Annotated in this window: 16 protein-coding genes; 7 read left to right on the plus strand and 9 right to left on the minus strand. The window is 73.8% G+C overall.

Annotation, left to right across the window (positions count from 1 at the left end):
* Positions 1 to 43: 43 nt before the first annotated feature.
* The 4 genes from WME82_RS31190 to WME82_RS31205 form a co-directional block, all read right to left on the minus strand.
* Positions 44 to 1087, minus strand: coding sequence for a glycosyltransferase family 4 protein (locus tag WME82_RS31190; RefSeq protein ID WP_438038291.1), 1044 nt, complete (start codon positions 1085 to 1087; stop codon positions 44 to 46).
* A gap of 34 nt (positions 1088 to 1121) precedes the next feature.
* Entirely contained in the window at positions 1122 to 1520 is a 399-nt protein-coding gene (locus WME82_RS31195) for a 6-pyruvoyl trahydropterin synthase family protein (RefSeq protein WP_437293635.1), read from the minus strand.
* 22 nt (positions 1521 to 1542) lie between these two features.
* Positions 1543 to 2511: a zinc-dependent alcohol dehydrogenase gene (locus WME82_RS31200; protein ID WP_438038292.1), complete on the minus strand. Its 969-nt coding sequence runs from the start codon at positions 2509 to 2511 to the stop codon at positions 1543 to 1545.
* Between the two features lie 91 nt (positions 2512 to 2602).
* Entirely contained in the window at positions 2603 to 3292 is a 690-nt protein-coding gene (locus WME82_RS31205) for a RibD family protein (protein WP_437850958.1), read from the minus strand.
* A 559-nt stretch (positions 3293 to 3851) separates the two neighbouring features.
* Here WME82_RS31205 and WME82_RS31210 point away from each other — a divergent pair.
* Both WME82_RS31210 and WME82_RS31215 read left to right on the plus strand, forming a co-directional pair.
* Positions 3852 to 4928, plus strand: coding sequence for a GH12 family glycosyl hydrolase domain-containing protein (locus WME82_RS31210; RefSeq protein ID WP_438038293.1), 1077 nt, complete (start codon positions 3852 to 3854; stop codon positions 4926 to 4928).
* Positions 4929 to 4978: 50 nt separating this feature from the next.
* Positions 4979 to 5668, plus strand: a complete 690-nt coding sequence (locus WME82_RS31215; protein WP_438038294.1) for a hypothetical protein — start codon at positions 4979 to 4981, stop codon at positions 5666 to 5668.
* A gap of 51 nt (positions 5669 to 5719) precedes the next feature.
* On the opposite strand, the gene WME82_RS31220 is transcribed toward WME82_RS31215, so the two are convergent.
* The gene (locus WME82_RS31220; protein WP_438038295.1) at positions 5720 to 6631 is read right to left on the minus strand and encodes a glutathione S-transferase family protein; all 912 of its coding nucleotides are present in this window, start codon (positions 6629 to 6631) and stop codon (positions 5720 to 5722) included.
* 336 nt (positions 6632 to 6967) lie between these two features.
* Here WME82_RS31220 and WME82_RS31225 point away from each other — a divergent pair, with 336 nt between their 5' ends.
* The 4 genes from WME82_RS31225 to WME82_RS31240 all read left to right on the plus strand — a co-directional run bounded on the left by WME82_RS31225 (position 6968) and on the right by WME82_RS31240 (position 11493).
* The gene (locus tag WME82_RS31225; protein WP_438038296.1) at positions 6968 to 8614 is read left to right on the plus strand and encodes a long-chain fatty acid--CoA ligase; all 1647 of its coding nucleotides are present in this window, start codon (positions 6968 to 6970) and stop codon (positions 8612 to 8614) included.
* A gap of 73 nt (positions 8615 to 8687) precedes the next feature.
* The gene (locus WME82_RS31230) at positions 8688 to 9149 is read left to right on the plus strand and encodes a PaaI family thioesterase (RefSeq protein WP_437542618.1); all 462 of its coding nucleotides are present in this window, start codon (positions 8688 to 8690) and stop codon (positions 9147 to 9149) included.
* 165 nt (positions 9150 to 9314) lie between these two features.
* The gene (locus WME82_RS31235) at positions 9315 to 10355 is read left to right on the plus strand and encodes a 1-aminocyclopropane-1-carboxylate deaminase/D-cysteine desulfhydrase (protein ID WP_438038297.1); all 1041 of its coding nucleotides are present in this window, start codon (positions 9315 to 9317) and stop codon (positions 10353 to 10355) included.
* 280 nt (positions 10356 to 10635) lie between these two features.
* Positions 10636 to 11493, plus strand: a complete 858-nt coding sequence (locus tag WME82_RS31240) for a fibro-slime domain-containing protein (RefSeq protein WP_438038298.1) — start codon at positions 10636 to 10638, stop codon at positions 11491 to 11493.
* Between the two features lie 113 nt (positions 11494 to 11606).
* Here WME82_RS31240 and WME82_RS31245 read toward each other — a convergent pair whose 3' ends face one another.
* Both WME82_RS31245 and WME82_RS31250 read right to left on the minus strand, forming a co-directional pair.
* On the minus strand, positions 11607 to 13898 hold the full coding sequence (locus WME82_RS31245) for a M20/M25/M40 family metallo-hydrolase (RefSeq protein WP_438038299.1): 2292 nt from the start codon (positions 13896 to 13898) through the stop codon (positions 11607 to 11609).
* Positions 13899 to 13913: 15 nt separating this feature from the next.
* Positions 13914 to 16175: a hypothetical protein gene (locus tag WME82_RS31250; RefSeq protein WP_438038300.1), complete on the minus strand. Its 2262-nt coding sequence runs from the start codon at positions 16173 to 16175 to the stop codon at positions 13914 to 13916.
* 347 nt (positions 16176 to 16522) lie between these two features.
* On the opposite strand from WME82_RS31250, the gene WME82_RS31255 reads away from it, so the two are divergent.
* A complete protein-coding gene (locus WME82_RS31255) occupies positions 16523 to 16807 on the plus strand; it encodes a hypothetical protein (protein ID WP_438038301.1) in 285 nt (94 codons plus the stop codon).
* Between the two features lie 34 nt (positions 16808 to 16841).
* Here WME82_RS31255 and WME82_RS31260 read toward each other — a convergent pair whose 3' ends face one another.
* A complete protein-coding gene (locus tag WME82_RS31260) occupies positions 16842 to 17939 on the minus strand; it encodes an SMP-30/gluconolactonase/LRE family protein (protein WP_438038302.1) in 1098 nt (365 codons plus the stop codon).
* 149 nt (positions 17940 to 18088) lie between these two features.
* Positions 18089 to 19273, minus strand: a complete 1185-nt coding sequence (yedA, locus tag WME82_RS31265; RefSeq protein ID WP_438038303.1) for a drug/metabolite exporter YedA — start codon at positions 19271 to 19273, stop codon at positions 18089 to 18091.
* Positions 19274 to 19363: the final 90 nt, after the last annotated feature.

Raw genomic sequence — 19363 nt, forward strand, 5'->3', positions numbered from 1 at the left:
GATCCTGCCCGCTCTTCGCCGAGCCGGTCATCCCCTCATCGGCTCATCCAAGCGCCGCGCGCGCGAGCGCCGCGCGCACCGCGGCCGTGGTGCCGTCCCAGGTGGGCAGCGTCGCGGCCCGGACGGCCGCCGCGCGGCGCATGCTCGCCCGGAGAGCGCCGTCCTCGAGGAAGCGGGCGAGCGCCGGCGCGGGGCCCTCGACGTCGTCCCAGAGCAGCGCCTCCGCGCCGTCCTGGACCGCCTCCGCGATCGCGCCGGCACGGGCGGCGAGCACCGGAACGCCGGCCCGGACCGCCTCCGTGAGCACCATGCCGTAGCCCTCCAGCGACGAGGGCAGGACGAGCGCGTCCGCCGCCGCGAGCTCGGCCGCGAGCGCCTCGTCCCCGAGCACACCGGGCGCCGAGACGCGCGCCCGCAGGAACGCGGAGCCGGCGATCGCGCGGCGCACCCGCCCGGCGTAGGCCGGGTCGCGCGCCGCGTCGCCGATGAGCACGAGCGTGGCATGCGCGCTCCCGACCCGCTCGAACGCCGCGAGGAGCTCCAGCAGCCGCTTGCGCGGGATGAAGCTCCCCACGAACAGGAGCCGCAGCGGGCCGCCGTCCCGCCGGGCGCGGGGGAGCAAGGGGAGCCGGTCCGCGCCCGGCGTCGCCACGTCGACCCGGGCGAGCCCGAGCTCGCGCCGGAGCCGCGCCGCGGTCGTCGCGCTCGTCGCGAGGTGCGCGTCGCACAGGCGGATCACCGCCGCCTCCGCGAGCGAGAGCGCCGCGCGCCGCGGGCCGGGCGGGAGCTCCCACGCGCTCAGGTGGTGCACGAGGAGCGCGCGCGCGATCCGCCGCGGCAGCGTCACGAACGCCGGCCCGAGCTCCCGGAAGCAGAGCTCGTCGCCGACCACCACGGCGGGGTCGATCCGGGCGAGGCGCCGCCCGAGCGCGAGGCCGGCGAGCGCCCGCGACCGCGGCGCCGGATCGAGGGACACGACCTCCACGGCGTCGCCCCGGGCGCGCAGCCGCTCGACGACGAGCCGATCGTAGATGTAGCCGCCCGTTGTCTGGTCGAGGGCGCCGTAGACGATCCAGGCGATGCGCATGGGTCAGGGGAGCGGCCCGCCGCGGCGGCCGGCGCTACAGGTCGCGCTCGAAGCCCGCGTACGCCGACGGCGACTCTCGGACGAGCACCCTCAGCGTCGATCCCGGGAGCGGCGCCTCTCCCGCGGGCAGCCTCGCGATCTCCTCGGCGAGGAGCCCGGCCACGTGCTCGGCCACGCGCTCGGTCGTGGAGGTGCGCCCGGGGAAGGCGGGGTGCTCGTCGAGGTTCGTGTAGTCGATCGTGTCGAGCACCCGGCGCAGCGACGCGTGCAGCGCGCCGATGTCCATGACCACGTGGTGCGGGCCGAGCGCCTTCGCGCGGATCTCGATCTCGACGGAGTACGTCGCGCCGTGCATCCGGGTCGCCGGGCCGAAGAACGGATCGGAGAAGCTGTGCGCGATCATCACGTGATCGCTGACGCCGAGGAGGAACATGGCGGTGGCGGGCCTCTGACTTCTAGGGTGCCTCTCGCGTAGCCGATCGCGCGCCGTACCGGAAGACCGTCTGCAGCCGCGCCCCGGGCTCGGCCGCGAGCTCTGCGTACACGGACGGCGCCGCGTCGAGCGGGACGGACGGGTCCAGCAGCGCGTCGAGCGCCGGGTCTTCGAGGAGGGCGCGGACGAGCGCGAAGCGCCGCGCGTGGTCCCAGCGGGGGGCGCGCTCCGGCGGGAGCGTCGAGACCTGGCTCGCCCGCAGGCGCAGGCGCCGGCGGTGGAACTCCGCGCCGAGCGCGACCGGGCTCGTCCGCGCCCCGTAGAACGACGCGACCGTCACCGTCGCCTCGCGCGCCGCGTGCGCGATCGCGCGGTCGAGCTCCTCCGGATGGCCGGTCGCGGCGATCACGGCGTCCGCGTCGCCGCGCGGCCGGTCGTCCTCGGGCCGGAGCGCCGCCGCGGCGCCGAGCGCGAGTCCCACCTGGCGCCGCCGCTCGCTCGGCTCGACGAGCCGGACCACGGCCCCGGCGCGCCGCGCGAGCGCCACGATGAGCAGCCCGACGACCCCGCCGCCGAGCACCACCACGTCGTCTCCGAGCCCCACCCCCGCGTCCCACACGCACGTGATCGCCGTCTCGAGGTTCGCGGCCAGCACCGCGCGCTCGGCCGGGATCGAGCGGGGCAGGCCGCGCGCCGCGCCCGGCCCGAGCAGGTGGAGATCGCCATGGGGCGCGAGCGCGAAGACGCGGTCGCCCGGCCCGAGCGCCGCGCCCTCGCCGCGGGCGACGACCTCGCCGACCCACGCGTAGCCGTAGCGGCGCGGGTAGGTCGGCGCGCATTCAGCGTCGGGCGCGTCGAGCGACGGGTCGAACGGCGTCGGCCCCTCGCCGCGGAAGAGCAGCAGCTCCGTCCCCTGGCTCACGCCCGACGCGAGCGCGCGCGCCACGACCTCGCCGGGCCCGGGCGCGCGCGGCGGGGCCCCCGGACGCACCTCGACGAGCCCTGGCCGGACGAACCAGAGCTCCCGGGCGAGGGGCGGGGCGGCATCGCTCGGCGTGATGGCCCCGGGCGGCGCGGGCGCGTCAGTCGGGATAACGCACCTCCCCTCGCAACAGCACGTTGCCCCCGAGGAGCTCGACCGCCGGCTCGCGCAGGTCGATCGCCGACGCGAGCGGCGCCTCTCCCAGCGCGCCGACCGCGGGGATCGCCGTGTCGCCGAGGAAGCGCGGCGCGATCTCGACCTCCGCGCGGTCGGCGAGGCGCGCGCGCAGGAACGAGGTGAGCACGGCGCCGCCCCCCTCGACGAGCAGCCGCCGCACGCCGCGCGCGTGCAGCTCGGCCAGCGCGTGCGGCAGCGAGACGAGGCCGCTGTCGTCCGCGGGCACGACGATCACCTCTGCGCCGCGCTCCTCGATCCACGCCTGCGCCGCGCGCGACGCGCGCCCCGCCGCGCCGAAGACGACCACGCGCCCGCCGGCCGGCTGCCCGCTGCCGGGCGGCTGCAGCAGGCGCGCCCCTTCCGGCACGCCGAGGGCGCTCGCCAGCACCACGCGCATCGGCTGGCGCCCCTCGCACCCGCGCAGGGTCAGCCGCGGATCGTCGATCACGACGGTGCGGATCCCCACGAGCACCGCGTCGTGCTCCGCGCGCGCCCGGTGGGCGCACACCATCCCGGCGGGTGTGCTGAGCATGACGCGCTGGTCCCGGGCCGCGATCCGGCCGTCGAGCGTCTGGGCGAAGTGGAGCGTGACCCGCGGGCGCGGCAAGCTCATGGCGCGCCCGCGGGTGCGCGTCCGGCGCGAGCGAACGCGCAGGGGAGAGGGGACTTTGCCGCCGTCCCGAGCCGACAGTGGAGCCTCCGGGGCACGACGGCACTCTAGACCAGAACGTGGGAACCGGGGAGGAGCGCGCGCACTCGATCACCCAGTTCCACGCTTTCTAGCAACGCGTTCATCTCCGCGCTCAACGGCCTCATCCGAAGCTCATTCCGTCCGGCGCGCCGATGGCGCTGCTGCAGTAGCGCCATCGGGCGACTCGAAGCATCGATGAAGATCAGCGAGACACGGTTCGATCGTCTCTCTGGCGACTCCGTCCCTCGATGGGCGCAAAAACGATATGTCGAGCGGTGCTCCGACGCGAACACGCCAAGCGTCGAGGTCGCCGGAGCGACGTCAAGTCCACGAAGCGCGTGACGCGGCGCACGCCACACTTTTCGAGTCGAGCGGTGATGCCATCGCTGTTGCTGCAATTGTTCAAGTCACGCTCTGCTTTTTTGCGCACGGCGATGCCGCGCACCGCCGTGTGCCTGTGTGCAAGTGTATGTTGCGCGCCATGCGCGCCCATACCTTGACCGAATCTTTTGCACTTCTCACGCTGGCGGCGGCTCTCGCCGCCGGTTGCTCTGGATCTTCTGACGCTGACGACGGAGACCCCGGCGCAGCGGCGAGCTCTGGCGGGCTACCGAGCGCTAGCGCCTCGACGGGCGACGCCGCGAGTGGCAGCGGCGGCTCGACCTCGGGCAGCACCGGCGTCACCAGCGGCGCCGGCGTCACCAGCGGCGCCGGCGGCGCGGGCAGCACCGGCAGCACCACGGCGGGAACCGGCGGCGGCGCGGCGGCAGGTACCGGAGGTAGCGGCGAAGCGAGCAGCACCGCGGCAGGAACGGGCGGCACCGCGAACCCGGGCTCCGAGCTAGGCAACGGCGCCATGGAGGGCTCCGGCAAATCGAGCGAGCGGTACGAAACGGGTCTCGTCTCGCGCGACGGCACGCCGTACGTGCTCATCACCAACGGCTGGGGCCCCGGGTTCGGCAACCACACCGTGTCGTGGGAAGGCACGTCGTTCACGGTGGAGAGCATGAGCGGCTCGGCCGGCTCGATGGGGCAACCCGCCTCGTATCCGACGGTCTTTTGCGGCCGATACTCGGTGAGGGAGGTGCCTGACTGCGGCTTGCCGGCGCCGAGCAGCTCCATCAAGAGCCTGCGCACCGGCTGGCGCTGGGCCAAGAATGGCAACGAGGGCCAGTACAACGCCGCGTTCGACATCTGGATGGGCAACGGCACGCAGCTCCAGGGCTATCTCATGGTGTGGCTGCGCGATCCGACGCGCTTCCAGCCCGCCGGGCAGCCGAACGCCGCGCACCAGGGCGTGGAGGTCGCGAACGTCCCCGGCAAGTGGAACATCTGGAACGGCATGGTGAACGGCCTGCCGATCGTGAACTGGGTGCGCGCCGAGGGGCAAGACAGCTCGGAGATCGAGTTCGACGTGATGGACTTCGTGCGCGACGCGCAGACGCGCGGCATCAGCGTGCCCGGCAACACGGTCAACGCGGTCGCCGTCGGGTTCGAGATCTGGGAGGGCCCGATCACGAACCTGAAGAGCCTCGACTTCTACGTCGACGTGAACTGAGCGCCGCCGCTCGCTTGCCGCGCAGGCCCAGGCGTCCTAAGCGCGCCGCGATGCCCATCAGCTGGCCGGATCTCTCCTCGCGTTGCGAGCGCGCTGGCCTCCCGCTCCGCGGCGGCTTCCACCCGCGCGAAGGCGACGGCGTGCCGGCGGCGGGCGACCTCCCCGCGGGGACGCTCGTCCTGCTCGGCAACGCCGGCCCGTCGATGTGGCGCGCGTTCTCGCGCGCCCGCAAGGACACCCCCGATCTCGCGCTCGACGACTGGACCGCCGCGGTCGTCTCCCCGCTCGCGGCGGAGCTCGGCGCGACGGCCCTGTTTCCCTTCACCGGCCCTCCCTACTGGCCGTTCCAGCGCTGGGCGCAGCAGGCCGAGGCGCTGTCCCCGTCGCCCCTGGCCATCCTCATCCACCCGCGATTCGGCCTCTGGCACGGCTACCGCGCCGCCCTCGTCTTCGCGGAGCGGCTGTCGCTCCCGCCGCACGAGGATCTGGCGAGCCCCTGCGTCTCGTGCGCCGGCCAGCCCTGCCTGAGCGCCTGCCCCGTGTCCGCGTTCTCCCCTGGCAGCTACGATGTCGCCGCGTGCGTCGGCCACCTCGACGCCGGGCCCGGCGCAACGTGCATGACCGGAGGGTGCCTGTCGCGCCGCGCCTGCCCGATCGGGCAGGAGCACATCTATCCCGACGAGCAGCGCGAGTTCCACATGCGCGCGTTCCGGCGCGCGATGTCGAGCACGGGCGGCTAGCGAGGACCGCGGCGGCACGCAGAGCGCGCTGGCCCCGGCGCACGGCGCGGCTCACTCCTTCCTGATGCGATATCCGGCGCGCGGGAAGTGCACCGCGATCTCCCCCACGTCCGGATCGCTGCGTCGTATCGTGATCTCGGCGGCCGAGAGCCGCGCGACCACGCCCCGGGTCTCCTCTGGACCGTAATCGTCAGCCGTGATCGTCACGGCGTCTCCCGGCGACAGGCCCTCTCCGGTCGCGCTCTCCCCGCCGGCGACGTCGGCCGGATCGGACGCGCGGGCCGCCGCGAGCGCCTCGGCGGCGGTCATCGCTCGGACGTCGCCGGGGCCGAACGCCCTGATGCGCGCGAACCACGCCGCGAGCGCGGGCCGCGCCTCGATCGCGGCGGACAGCTTTGCGCTCCGGTTCAGGAACCAGACCGGGTGGAAGCACGCCGCGTCCGCGATCGAGAACGCGTCGCCCAGCACGAAAGGCCGGCCACGGAGCTGGACCTCGAGCCGATCGAGCGACAGCAGCGCCTGGCTCAGGGCGTGCGGCGCCGCCTGGAAGATCGCGTCCTTGCTGAGCGCCGGCGACATCGCCGCGCGATCGGCCAGGATGCCGGGCGGCAGGACAGGGAATATCTCCACGACCACCGGCGGCACGGCCTGGGACATCAACCGATGATCCGCCCAGTCCTCGATCAGCTCGACCAGCCCGGCCTGGCCCGGCGGGACGCAGGGAGGCTCCGGTCGTATCTGCTCCAGGCGCCGCGCGATGCAGGCCGTGTCACAATAGATGTCCGCGCCGATCTGCAAGACCGGGATCCGCCGATATCCCCCCGTGAGCGGCGTCAGCTCCGGCTTCGGCGCCATCATCGGTTGCTCGACCGATCTCCACGCGATCTTCTTGTACGCGAGGATCCGGCGGATCTTCTCCGCGAAGAGCGATAACGGATAGTGGTGCAGGATGAGCTCGGCCATGGACGACCTCGTGCGCTGGCGACCTCTTCGGGTCGGCGTTCGCTGTCGAATCTAATGAGGGCGGCCCGCGCCGTTCTTGGGAGATCTTGCGATCCCCGCCCCCTCTCGGGAGCTCCGGGGCGCCGGATCAGGTCGCCGGCGCGGAGCCAGGCGCCGCTCGCCCGGGCGCCGCGTGCCCCGCATCTCCCGCGTGCGCCGCATTCCCTGCGCGGCGCCGCCCGCGAGCCGCTAGCCTCCGCTTCGGGGGGGCCAGCGCCGCGGTCTCACGGCGCCCTTCAAGAGCCCTCCTGACTCGACGGATCCCCGCGCCTCGCGCGGGACGAGGAGGCACCGCCCATGCTCGCCGGCCGCATGATGGATTACCCGCTCACGTTGACCCACTTCCTCGACCGGGCGCGGACGTACCACGCGCGCTGCGAGATCGTGACCCAGAACCCGGACAGGACCGTCTCCCGCGCCACGTATGCCGATCTCCACCGCCGCGCGTCGAAGCTCGCGCACGCGCTCACGCGGCTCGGCGTCCGCGCGGGCGACCGCGTCGCGACGCTCTGCTGGAACCACGCCCGGCACCTGGAGCTCTACCTCGGCGTCCCGGCCATGGGCGCGGTCCTCCACACCCTGAACCTGCGCCTCCACCCGAGCGAGCTCGGGTACATCGCCTCGCACGCCGAGGACAAGGTCGTCGTCGTCGACCGCTCGCTCCTCCCGCTCTTCCGCAAGTTCGCGCCGGAGGTCCGCAGCATCCAGCGCGTCCTGGTCCTCGACGACGACGGGCCCGTGGATCCGGCGGCGGGCGACGGGCTCGACTACGAGGCGCTGCTCGCGCCCGAGCCGGATCACTTCGACTTCCCGAGCCTGGATGAGCGCGCCGCCGCCATGCTCTGTTACACGTCGGGGACGACCGGCAACCCCAAGGGCGTGGCCTACAGCCACCGCTCGATCGTGCTCCACACGCTGGTCTCCTGCATGCACGACGCGCTCGGCTTCCGCGACCGCGACATCGTCCTTCCGGTGGTGCCCATGTTCCACGCCATGGCCTGGGGGCTGCCGTACGCGGCGATCGCGACCGGCGCGAGGCTCGTGCTCCCGGGCCCGCACCTCGACGCCGCGTCGCTGCTCGATCTCATGGCCAGGGAGCGCGTCACGTTCGCCGCGGGCGTCCCCACGATCTGGCTCGGGATCCTCGCGCTCCTCGACGAGCACCCGAAGCGCTGGGATCTCTCGTCGATGCGCGCCATGGTGATCGGCGGCTCGGCGGCGCCCCCCGCGCTCATCGACGGCTTCCGCGCGCGCCACGGGCTCGTGGTCCTCCACGCCTGGGGCATGACCGAGACCAACCCGCTCGGCACCGTCGCCCACGTCCGGAGCAGCCTTGGCCGCCTCCACGAGGACCCGGCCGCCTCGCTGCAGACGCGCGCGTCGCAGGGCTACCCGGTCCCGTTCATCGATCAGCGCAACGTCGACGCGAACGATCGGCCGCTGCCCTGGGACGGCAGGACGATGGGCGAGCTCGAGGTGCGGGGCCCCTGGGTCGCCTCATCGTACTTCGGCGGCGAGGGCGAGGACCGCTTCACGAAGGACGGCTGGTTCAAGACCGGCGACGTCGTGACGATCGACGGCGAGGGCTACATGCGCATCACGGATCGAACGAAGGACGTGATCAAGTCGGGCGGCGAGTGGATCAGCTCGGTCGCGCTGGAGAACGCGCTCATGAGCCACCCGGCCGTCCTGGAGGCCGCGGTGTTCGCGGCGCGCCACCCCCTCTGGGGCGAGCGCCCGCTCGCCGCGATCGTCCTGCGGCAGGGCCATAGCGCCTCGAAGGAGCAGCTCCACGCCCTCCTCGAGCCGCGCTTCGCGAAGTTCTGGCTCCCGGACGAGTACCTCTTCCTCGAGCGGATCCCGCGCACCTCGACCGGCAAGTTCCTCAAGTCGAGGCTGCGCGAGGAGTTCGCCGATCTCCTGGAGAAGAAGGCATCCGGATGACGCGCTGACGCGCCCGCGCGCCCTGGGAGAAATCGCCGGAAGCTCCCGGCAAAGCGTGTACTACGCTGCCGCCATGGCCGAAGGGGAACCCGAGGATTTCGCCGCCGCGCTGAACGCCGCGGCCATCGACGGCTGGATCAGCGCCATGGGTCTCCGGCTGATCCGCGCCACGCGCGACGAGGTGGAGGCCGAGCTCGACATCGGGCCGCAGCACCGGCAGGCCTATGGCATCGTCCACGGCGGCGTCCACGCGGGCATCGTGGAGACGCTGGCGTCGATCGGCGCCGCGCTCCATGCCCTGCCGGACGGCCGCTCGGTCGTCGGGCTCGAGAACCACACGAGCTTCCTGCGCGCGGTCCGGTCGGGGCGGCTGCGCGCCACCGCGCGCCCGCTCGACCGCGGGCGGCGCACCCAGGTCTGGGAGGGCTCGGTCTACGACGAGGAGGGCCGGCTCTGCGCCTCGGGGCGCGTGCGCCTCCTCGTCCTGGAGCCGGACGCGACGCTCGCAGGGCAGCGCGCCGGCACGCCCGGGTGATCGAAGGCCGCGCGAGCGCCTGACCGAAAGCTCCCCCTGACCCCTGATTGCCCGATCGCTGGCTCGCCTGACCCCCGGATTGCCCGCTCGCCCGATTGCCCGATCGCCCGAGCGCCTTACACCCTTCGCGAGGTGCCCCCGTTGCGCGACGCAGCCGCCCTTCGGATGATCGACCCCATTCCCCGGCTCGGCTGGGTCGGCGCGCCCTCGCCGATCACGGCGCTGCCGCGGCTCGCCTCCGCGCTCGGCGTCGAGTTCCTCGGCGTCAAGCGAGACGACCTCTGCGAGCCCCTCCACGGCGGGATGAAGATGCGGAAGCTCGACTACGTGCTCGCCGCGCCGCCCTTCTCGACCGCGGCGGCGTGGTCCGCGGCGGGCGGCATCGGCTCGGGCAACGTGGCGGCGCTCGTCGCCGCGGCGCAGCGGCTCGGCCGGAGGGTGCACGCGCACCTCTTCTGGACCGACATCTCCAGGGGCGTGCTCGACAACCTCGCGTTCACCGCCTCGGGCCCGGCCTCGATCCGCTTCTACCCGTCGCGCATCGAGCTCGCGCTCGCGCGCCCGTCGCTCTTCCTGCCGCTCCGCGCCCGGGACGACGACGGCGCGGCGATCGTGCCGCTCGGCGCCACGTCGGCGCTCGGCATGCTGGGCGCCGCGCGCGCGGCGCTCGAGCTCGGCGCGCAGATCCGGGCCGGCGACCTCCCCGAGCCCGCGCGCGTGTACGTGCCGCTCGGCTCCGGCGGCACCGCCGCCGGGCTCGCCGTCGGGCTCGCGCTGGGCGGCCTGCGCTCGCGGGTCGTGGCCGTCGCCGTGGTCGAGCGCCTCCTCGCCTCGCGCTTCCGCCTCCGCGCCCTCACCGCCGAGCTCCGCGCCGCGCTCGCGCGGCGGGGCGTCGCGCCCGTGCCCCCCGCGGCGCCGATCGACGTCGTGCACGGCTACCTGGGCCGCGGGTATGGATCGCCCACGCCCGCGTCACTCGCCGCCTGCGACGCCCTCGCCGCCGAGGGGATCTCGCTGGAGCCGGTCTACACCGGCAAGGCCATGGCCGCGCTCATGGCGCACGCGCGGGAGCGCCGGCTCGGCCCGGTGCTGTTCTGGCAAACCGCGCGGCGCGAGCCCCTGCCCCGGCACGGCGGTTTTTGCGAGCGGCTCCCGGCCGCGCTGTCGCGGCGCCTCGGCGCCCACTGCGGCGGCGGATCTCGATAAACGACCTACATCTCGGCGCCTCCCCGGCGCTCGTGCGCTGTCGCTCGGCTGCACTTTTCTCCACGCCGGCCTCGTGCTGCCAGCGCACGGCGGCAATTTTCTGGATCGCACCGCCATTGCGACGCGATAGAATTGCTGTCTCGCTTGCGCCCTCGGCGACCGCCCATCCCGGCGCTCGTAACGCCGCGGCCCGCGCGCACACAACGCGCAAAACATGCGCAAACCACGCACAACGGACGCGCAGACCACGCGCGATATTCCCCGCAGAAGGAGTCTTCACATGCTTAGGCCGCTACAGTCGAACTGGTGTGCTCCGCTCGCAACCATGCTGGTGTTGGCCGGGGTCGCGTGTGGGGGCGGCACCGATGGATCGAGCGACTCCAGCAACAGCGCCGGCGCCGGATACGGCTCGGGCACGGGCGGCAGCGACTTCGGGTCCGGTGTGTCGGCGGGCGCAGGCAACGGGAACGGCAGCAGCGGCAGCGGCGACGGGTGCAACGCGAGCCTCACGGGCATCGTGCGCGACTTCCGCGCCTACGAAGACGGCGAGGGGCACCCTGACTTCGAGACGTTCACGGGCCAGGGCCTGAAAGGCATCGTCGAGCGCGAGCTGGGCCCGGATCAGAAGCCCATCTATGCGCATGACGGCGGTACCGCGCACACGACGGGGCCCGAGGAGTTCAACCAGTGGTACCGCGACGTCGACGGCGTGAACATGCCGATCCAGTTCACGATCACGCCCGTCGTCGGCGCGGACGGCATTGCCACCTACGAGAACCGGGCCTTCTTCCCCATCGACGAGCGGGGCTTCGGGAACGAGGGGAGACAGCACAACTTCCACTTCACGTTCGAGCTCCACATGACGTTCGTGTACAACGGCGGCGAGGAGTTCAGGTTCTCCGGCGACGACGATCTCTGGGTGTTCATCAACAACCGGCTCGCCATCGATCTGGGCGGCCTCCACGGCCCGCAGGACGATAGGCTCGACCTCGACGCGATGGCGAACGAGCTGGGGATCACGCCCGGGCAGGAGTACGCGCTCGACTTCTTCCACGCCGAGCGGCACACGACCGAATCGAACTTCACCATCCAGTCGACGCTCGCGTTCACGAACTGCGAACCCATCTTTGTCGATTGATCCGCTCGATTGATCCGCTCGATTGATCCGCTCGATTGATCCGCTCGACTGATCCCGCTCCACCTCTCCTGCCCAGCGAGGGCGGCGGGCCCGCTTCCGCGAGCCCGCCGGGGCTAAGGCTGGAACGACCCGCTGACGAACGTCGAATCGGCGAGGCGGTACGGCGCGCCCATGATCTCCCTGGGCCGCGGCACGCGCACGAGCTCGCGCGGGAGCTCGTAGGTCTGGTCCATCAGCCGGATCTCGATCGGCCCGGAGTCCTCGACCTCCAGCGACCACTCGATACCTCCCGGCGACAAACCCATGTAGGTGAACCCCCAGCGGACATCGCGCTTCGCGTCGGCCGCGCGACCCCGCTCCTCCACGCCCTTTCCGTCCACCTCGGCGCGGATCACCCGGTTCGGGGACGTCACCTCGGCGAGCAGCCAGGGGGCTCCCCGGGATGAGGCGACGCGGAGCCGGAGCGCCCGCACGCCGTCGCGCCGGACATCGCCGAGCACCGTGAGCGACGGCGCCGGCAGGGCGAGGGCCGGCGCCTCGCCCTGGCGCGTCACGCGCACGAACGGCACGGCGAACGAGGGCGCCTGCCCGCGATCGTCCGGGAAGTACGCGGCGGTCCACGGGTCGAGGTCGCGGTCGGCCGAGAGCCAGTGGGCCTCCCCGGCGGCGGTGTCGACCGCGTAGGCGAGGCTCGCCGGTCGGGGCCGCGCCTCGGTGAAGCCCGTGGTGGCGCAGGCGACGAGGAGCGCCGTGAGGCCGGAGACGCCGAACGCGAGCGAGAGCCGCGCCGAGCGGCCGCCGCCGAGCAGCTCGGCGTGCGGCAGGAAGAGCCCGAAGACGAGCGCGACGGCCAGGGCCGGCACCGCCGCCTTCGGCAGGCCCAGCGCGACGAAGAACAGGTACGGGCCGGGCACGGCCAGCGCGACCGCCGGCACCGCGGTCGCGACGAGGACCGCGGCGTCCGCGAGCGTGGGCGGGGCGTCGCCGCGCCGGATCGTCACCGCCGCGAGCCCGAGCAGGGCGAACGCGAGCGGCCAGGCGAAGTAGAAGCTCGCGCCCGGCATGAGCAGGCTCGCCGCGGCGAGGAGCAACAGCCACAGGAGCAGCGCGCCGAGGGCGAGCTCGCACGCGCCGAGCCGCCGCCGGAAGAACCGGTAGCCCGCCGCGGAGGCCGCGAGCGCGGCGAGCGCGAGCGCGAGCCGGTACGCGGGCGCGTTGTACGGCTCGAACGGCATCACCCGGAGGGCCGGGTGCACGCTGCGGAGGATCCACGCGAGCCCGCCCACGGCCGCGGCGACGCCGGCGAGCAGCGCCAGGAAGGCGAAGAGCCCCGCGGCGATCCGGCCCGGCGAAGCGGCCCGCCGCCGCCCCGCGTGGAGCACCACGCCCGCGAACAGGCAGGTGACCAGCGCGGCGATCGGGAGCGTCCAGCCGATCGGGTGCGAGACGAGGTGGGCGCCCCACGTGTTGAAGTACACCGCATCTCCGCGCCCGGGATCCCGCAGGTCGAGCGCGCCGAAGCGCCGCGCGAGCGAGAGCGCGTAGTCGCCGGCGTGCTGCACGCTCCGGAGGTCGAGGTTGCCCACGGTGTCGGACGGGGCGTGGTAGTGCGCGGCGTCGTCGGTGAAGGCGAAGTTCAGCCCGGGGATCCCGGCCCGCTTGAAGACGCTGAGATCGGTGCTGTGGCCCATGCGCCGCGCGACCTCGGGGAAGAGCGACGACGCCACCGGGTAGGCCGCGGCGCTGGCGAGCTCGCGGACGGGGAAGGCGTCGCCGGGCCCGGTGTCGAACATCGCGACCACGCCGCCGGCCCCGCGGGCGTCGAAGTTGAGCGCGATCCCCACCTCGCCGCGCAGCGGGTGCTCGTCCATGAACGCCTTGCCGCCGAGGACGCCTCCCTCCTCCGCGTCGGTGAACAGGAGCAGCACGTCGTTGCGCAGCGGAGGGCCGCTCTTCAGGGCGCGCAGCGCCTCCAGGAGCGCCGCCACCCCGCTGCCGTCGTCGGCGGCGCCCGGGCTGCCGGGCACCGAGTCGTAGTGCGCGACGAGCGCGACCGCCCGGGTGCTGTCCGCGCCCGGCAGCCGCGCCACGATGTTCTCGACGTGCGCCGCGTCGTACGGCAGGCCCCACTGCCGGCTGAGGACCGAGGCGCGCTGCACCTCGGGCTGCACGCCGAGCTTCGAGAGCTCCGCGAGCAGGTAGTCGCGCGCCCGCCGGTGGCCCGCCGAGCCGGTGGGGCGCGGCTCGGCCGCGATCTGCGCGAGGTGCGCCCTGGCCCGCTCGGCCGAGAACACCTCGGGCGGCGCGCTCGCCGGGACGACGTCGGGAGGGCTCAGCTGCGCGATGCGGAGCGCGACCAGCGCGAGGAGCGCGAGGGCCGCGGCGAGGCGAGGAGACCACGCCATGGCGGTCGGTCGGCCTCAGCGCAGCGGCGCCGGAGGCTCCCCCTGGGCGACGTCGTCCTCGGGCCTGCGCGCGAGGCGCGCGGCCGCGCGACGGTAGAGCTCCGTGAGCGGCGCGCGGTGCGCGGCGAGGAGCACCGTCACCCCGGCCAGCCACAGGAGCACGAGCGGCACGAGCGCCGAGGAGGTCGTGTAGACGAGCACGGGGCGGAAGGCGCGCTCGCGCGTGACGAGCTCGCGGCGCGCTCGAACGGCCCTCTCGTAGTCCGGGAGCGACAGCGCGACCGGCGTCACCCCCTCCAGCACCGCGCCTCCAGGGGCGAGCGCGCCGCCGCCCTTGGGCAGATCGTCGTCCTTCGCCCTGCGCACGGCGGCGGGCGCCGGCGCCGCCGACTCGCTGTACGTCGAGTTCCAGCGCTCCGCCCTGTAGCTCCTCGCCGAGATGGCGAAGAGCCCGACCAGGAGCGCCAGGCCGCCCAGGCAGAGCAGCACCACCATCGCGGCGGCGCGGCCACGGCCTCCGAGGAGCCGCCCCGCGAGCCACGCCGCCACGGCCGTCGCGATGCCGACCAGCAGCGCCACGAACGTCGCGGGCGCCAGGAACCACAGGCCCGCCATGAGCAGCCCGCCCAGCGCGCGCAGCGCGCGCACGCGCCCGCGGCTCGCCGCCCCGCCGGGGCGGACGGCGATCCACGCGGCCACGAAGCCGATCGCCACCGCGAAGGCGTCGCCCGCGTCCGCGAACCACACCGGCCGGTCGCCGCCGAGCAGCGCGAGCGGCACCACGCGATCGGGCAGCCCGACCGTCAGCGCCACCTCGCTCGCGGTGAGCGGGTAGCTCGGCATCGGCAGCTCCAGGGTTCCTCCGAGCGAGTGCACCGCCGCCTGCGCCAGCGACTGCACCTGGATCGTGTGGCTCCCCGTCTGCAGAGGCACGAGGACCTCCTCCGCGGCCTTGCCCTGGTGCATGATCCGCTGCGCCTTCCCGTCGGTGGCGAGGTAGATCGGCCGCCCGCCCGGCGCGTAGGTCAGGTAATCGATGCCGTTGTTCTCGTAAGTGAGCGCGTCGTCGGCGACGAGGTCTCCGCGCTCGGTCAGGACCAGGGTGCGGCGGTGGTCGCGCACCACCGCGGCGAGGACCTCGACCCCCGAGAGCGGCTCGACGGCGACCTCGACGCGCTGCCCTCGCTGCACGAGCAGGAGCCGCGACGTCGCCTGGGTCCGCGGGATCGGCGACTCGGCGGCGTCGACCTGGCGCGCGTCGCCCTTCACCGTGAGGCGGTGCTCCGCGTCGGACTCGAACAGCCACCACTCGTAGGCGGAGCGCGGATCGGGCGAGAAGGCCCCGACCTTCGGGAGCGTGCCCGAGATCTTCATCTCCGCGGCGCGGCCCGAGGTGGGCAGCACGAGCTCGCCGCCCTCGACCCGGAAGCCGCTCGCGCCCGCGACGTCGAGCACCTTCTCCCCGAACGCGAGCGGCAGGCGCACGACGCCGAGGTCGCTGCCCGACCGCATGACGAGCCGGTACTCGAAGCCGATCTCCCGACCGACCCGCACCGCGCGCGACAGCTGGAAGACCGTGGGGCCCGCGCTCTGCGACCCCGCGCCGCCATCGGGGGTGAAGTGGAGCGTCGCCCCGCTGAGCCCCGAGAGCCGCGCGCCCTCGGCGACGGAGCCGCCGGTGATGTCGGCCTCGAACGTGTTGAGCGGACCGGCGACCAGGAGCGTGAGGTCGCCCTCGAGCCACAGGGTGCCCCGGAGCACGAAGCGGCGCGCGGCCGTCCAGAGGTAGTAGTGGTCGTCCTCGAAGCTGATCGGCGCGGCCTCGCGGCGCGACGCAGGCCGTCCATCGTCGAGCGTGGCCTCGATGCGGAGGTGCGCCGGCGGCCCGAAGAGCGGCACGGCCACGGGGCGGTCCGTGAGCACGCCGCCCGAGAGCTCGAACTGGAGCGGCCCCTCGCCCACCGCGCCCGTGATGCGCAGCCGATCGAGCGCGTAACAGCGCTCCTCGCAGCCCCCCGAGCCGCCGCGCTGGTCGACCCAGCGAGAGAGCATCTCCAGCTGTCCAGCCCACGAGTCCGGCGGAGGCCCGTGCGCCTGCGCCTGCGCCGCGGCGCCCTTCGCCGCGGGCGTTGCTGGCGCCGCGCCCGCGGCAGGCGCCGCCGTCGGCGCGTCAGGCGCCTGCCCCATCGAGAGCGACGGAACGACGAGCAGCGACAGCACCACGAGAAGCCACAACAGCGTTGGTGGCGTGGCCTTGTTCCAGCGCGCGAGCGACATAGGGTGACTCCCTTCCTTGACCTGCCGAGCGAACGCGATGGCCGCCGCAGCGTCCTCATCAAACAACCTAGGGAAAAACGACGGCAACAAAATCGACATGAGGCCTTGACAGTTAACGCATCGCGTCGCAATGTCGTGGCGTCGCGATTGTGCCTCCGACGAAGCCACAAGGTGGCTCTGTTCGCGGGCACGGCCGTGCGGCGGGGCGCCCCTCGCTCCAGTGCACATCGCGTCTGGCGAGCCCGCGAGAGCGGGCGACGCGCGGGGCACGGGGGTCAACGCTGGATTCATCATTTCTGTACGCCCGCGGTCGTCGCGGGGGGACATATCGAAGTGGGAGGCAGACCATGAGTGAGATCCAGAGCATCACGGAGCCGAAGGCCGAGAACAGCGTGAACGGGAGCGCCGGGCCCGCGCAGGCGGCGGACGCCAGAGCCGGGGCGGCGATCAAGCCGCCGTTCGTCGAGACGCTGCGCGAGCTGGGCACCTCCTGGGCAGGGGTGGCCATCGGTTACGGGCGGATCGCGCTCGAGGGCGCCGCGCGCGCCCTCGAGCGGTCGGCGGGGAAGCTCGGCGAGCTTCAAGGGAAGCTCAAGAAGGGCGAAGTGGCCGCAGCGGAAGGCGCCCGCTGAGCCCCCCCTCCAGCGCGCCGCCGAGGAGCGTCCATCACGGCGCTTCTGGCGGCGCCGGGACCGGCGCGCCGCCGATGCCGACGGCAACAGCATAGATCGAGCCGGCTGCGCCTCCGACGTAAAGGGTCCTCGCATCGAACCCCGGGCCCGCTCCGAACTGCGCATTGGCCACCCCGGTGGGGAAGCGCGCCAGCAGCTCGGCCTCCCCCAGGGCGGCGCCGCCCGCGTCGAGCCTCACACGATAGAGCTTCCGGTTCTCGTTATCGACCGTGTAGAGGTGACCACACGTATCGAGAACGAGTCCGTCGAGCACGGACGAGGCGACCGTGACCACGAGCGAGGGAGGTTCGCCCGGGTTGTTCAGGTCGATCTTGCGGATCTCGCCGGCAGAGGAGTTGGTGTAGAAAACCGCCCATCGCGCCGGGTCGAAGACGATTCCGTTCGGCCCGCTCACCTCGGGGGCGCCGCTCGCGATCTCATCGATCGTGGCATCGGGGTTGAGGCGGATCACCCGATCGCCCGCGAGGTCGGTCGCCCAGACGTTGCCCAGCGCGTCCGGAGCGAGGCCGTTCGGGTCCGTGAGGCCTGTCACGTAGTCGTCGACCATTCCGGTCGTCGAGATCTGGACGACGGCGCCCTGGTTCGGCAGCGCCGCCACGAGGGTCCCGTCGGGCCGGTACCGGAGCCCGGGCACGGGGCCCGGGGGGCCCGGCAGAGACGCGAAGTTCGAGGTCCGGCCCGTGGCGTCGAAGCGAACGAGGTTCGGCCCCTGCTTGGCGACGAGGTAGCCCCGGCCATCGAACGCGAAGTCCTCGCTGCCGATGAACCCGTCCGTGACCAGCGCCGGCTCGAAGGGCCCGGGCGCGAGCGCCGCACACTCGCCGCTCGGCCCCGCGCCCGCGCCGACTGCCACCCCGCCGCCTTCTCCGGCGCCCACAGCCGCGCCGCCGCCCTCTCCGGCGCCCACCACCGCGCCGCCGCCCTCTCCGGTGCCCGTGGCCGCGCCGCCGCCTTCTCCGGCGCTCGCGCTCGCACCGCTGCTCGACGCAGCGCCGACGTGGCCGCCGCTGCACGCCGACGGCGCCCCGAACAGGAGCAGCGCCCAGCCGAGCAGCCGGTACCCTCTCTTCATCTATCTCGCCTCCTCGCCGCGCACACTACACGCCGCCTCCCGCATTGCCTACGGTCGACGGCGCGCGCCCGGGGCGCGAAGGCGGCCGCCGCGGCGCGCCGTGGGAGCGGGGCGGGGTGGGGGTGGCCCGTGAGCGCAGCGCAGCGCGCCTAGCGCCGCGAGACGATGACGACGCCGGCGCCGACGATGGCCGCCGCGGCCCAGGTCGTCGCGGAGGCCCGCTCGCCGCCGAGCAGGACGCCGAGCGCGATGGCGACGATCGGGTTCACGTACGCGTAGCTCGTCGCGATCGCCGGGCGCGTGCTCCGGAGCAGGTACGTGTACGCGCTGAGGGCCACGATCGATCCGAACACCGCCAGATAGGCGAGCGCGAGGAGCGACCGCGATGAGGGCGCCGCCGCGAGGTGCTCGCCCGAGAGCGCGCTCACCCCGAGCATCACCGCGCCGCCCGCGAGCATCTCCGCCGCGACCGCCATCGGCCCTTCCGGGAGCGGCAGCGAGCGGCTGTACAGCGAGCCGAGCGCCCACGACACGGGGGCCAGCAAGATGAGCAGGGCCCCGGCGTGCGCCGCATGGAGATCGCCGCCGAGGTGGAGCAGCGCCGCGCCCGCGAACCCGACGAGGAGCCCGATCCACTCGCGCCGGGAGACCGCCGGGGCGCCGGCGGGCGCGCCGCCGGCGGCGCCCCGGCCTCGCGCGGTGGCGAAGAGCGCAAGCCAGAGCGGCATCGTGGACACCACGACCGCGGCGACGCCCGAGCTCACCCACTGCTGCGAGACGACGACGAACCCGTTGCCGAAGACGAGCAGCAGCACCCCGACCCGCGCCGCCGCGCCCCACTGCCGCAGCGTCGGCCGCGGGGCGCCGCGCAGCCGGAGCACGCCGTAGAGCAGCGCGCCCGCCGTCATGAAGCGCGTCCCGGCCAGCAAGAAGGGCGGCATCGTCTCGAGCGCGACCGAGACCGCCAGGTACGTCGAGCCCCAGATCACGTACAGCGCGAGGAGCGAGAGCAGCACCAGCCAGCTCCCCCGCGCCCTCGCCAGCGCCGCGCGCGCCGTCTTCCCTGCCTCGCCTCTCGCCACCGCGATCTGCGCCGGCTCGAGCGCCTCCACCACGAGGAGCCCGCGCCCCTCGCCTCCATAGCTGGAGCCGGCCTCCAGCACCACGTCCTCCGGCGCCCCCTCGCGGGTGATCCAGACCGCGCCGGCGGTACAGCTCAGGAGCAGCGGGCCGCCCCGCAGGCGGTGCGTCCACAGGCGACCCTTCCCGAGCTCGATCCGCGACGCCTCCCGGAGGCGCGATGGCGGCTCCGAAACAAGTGAGGTCAACTTCATGCCCTGAAGGGTGGGGTCAAGCGAGCGACCGGTACAGAGGCAGTCGGTTGGTAATTGAGGCCGGTACAGTCTCCGGAACAGGCGACTGTG

Origin of the sequence: Sorangium sp. So ce128, from assembly GCF_051525245.1 — a bacterium.
Taxonomy (GTDB): domain Bacteria; phylum Myxococcota_A; class Polyangia; order Polyangiales; family Polyangiaceae; genus Sorangium; species Sorangium cellulosum_B.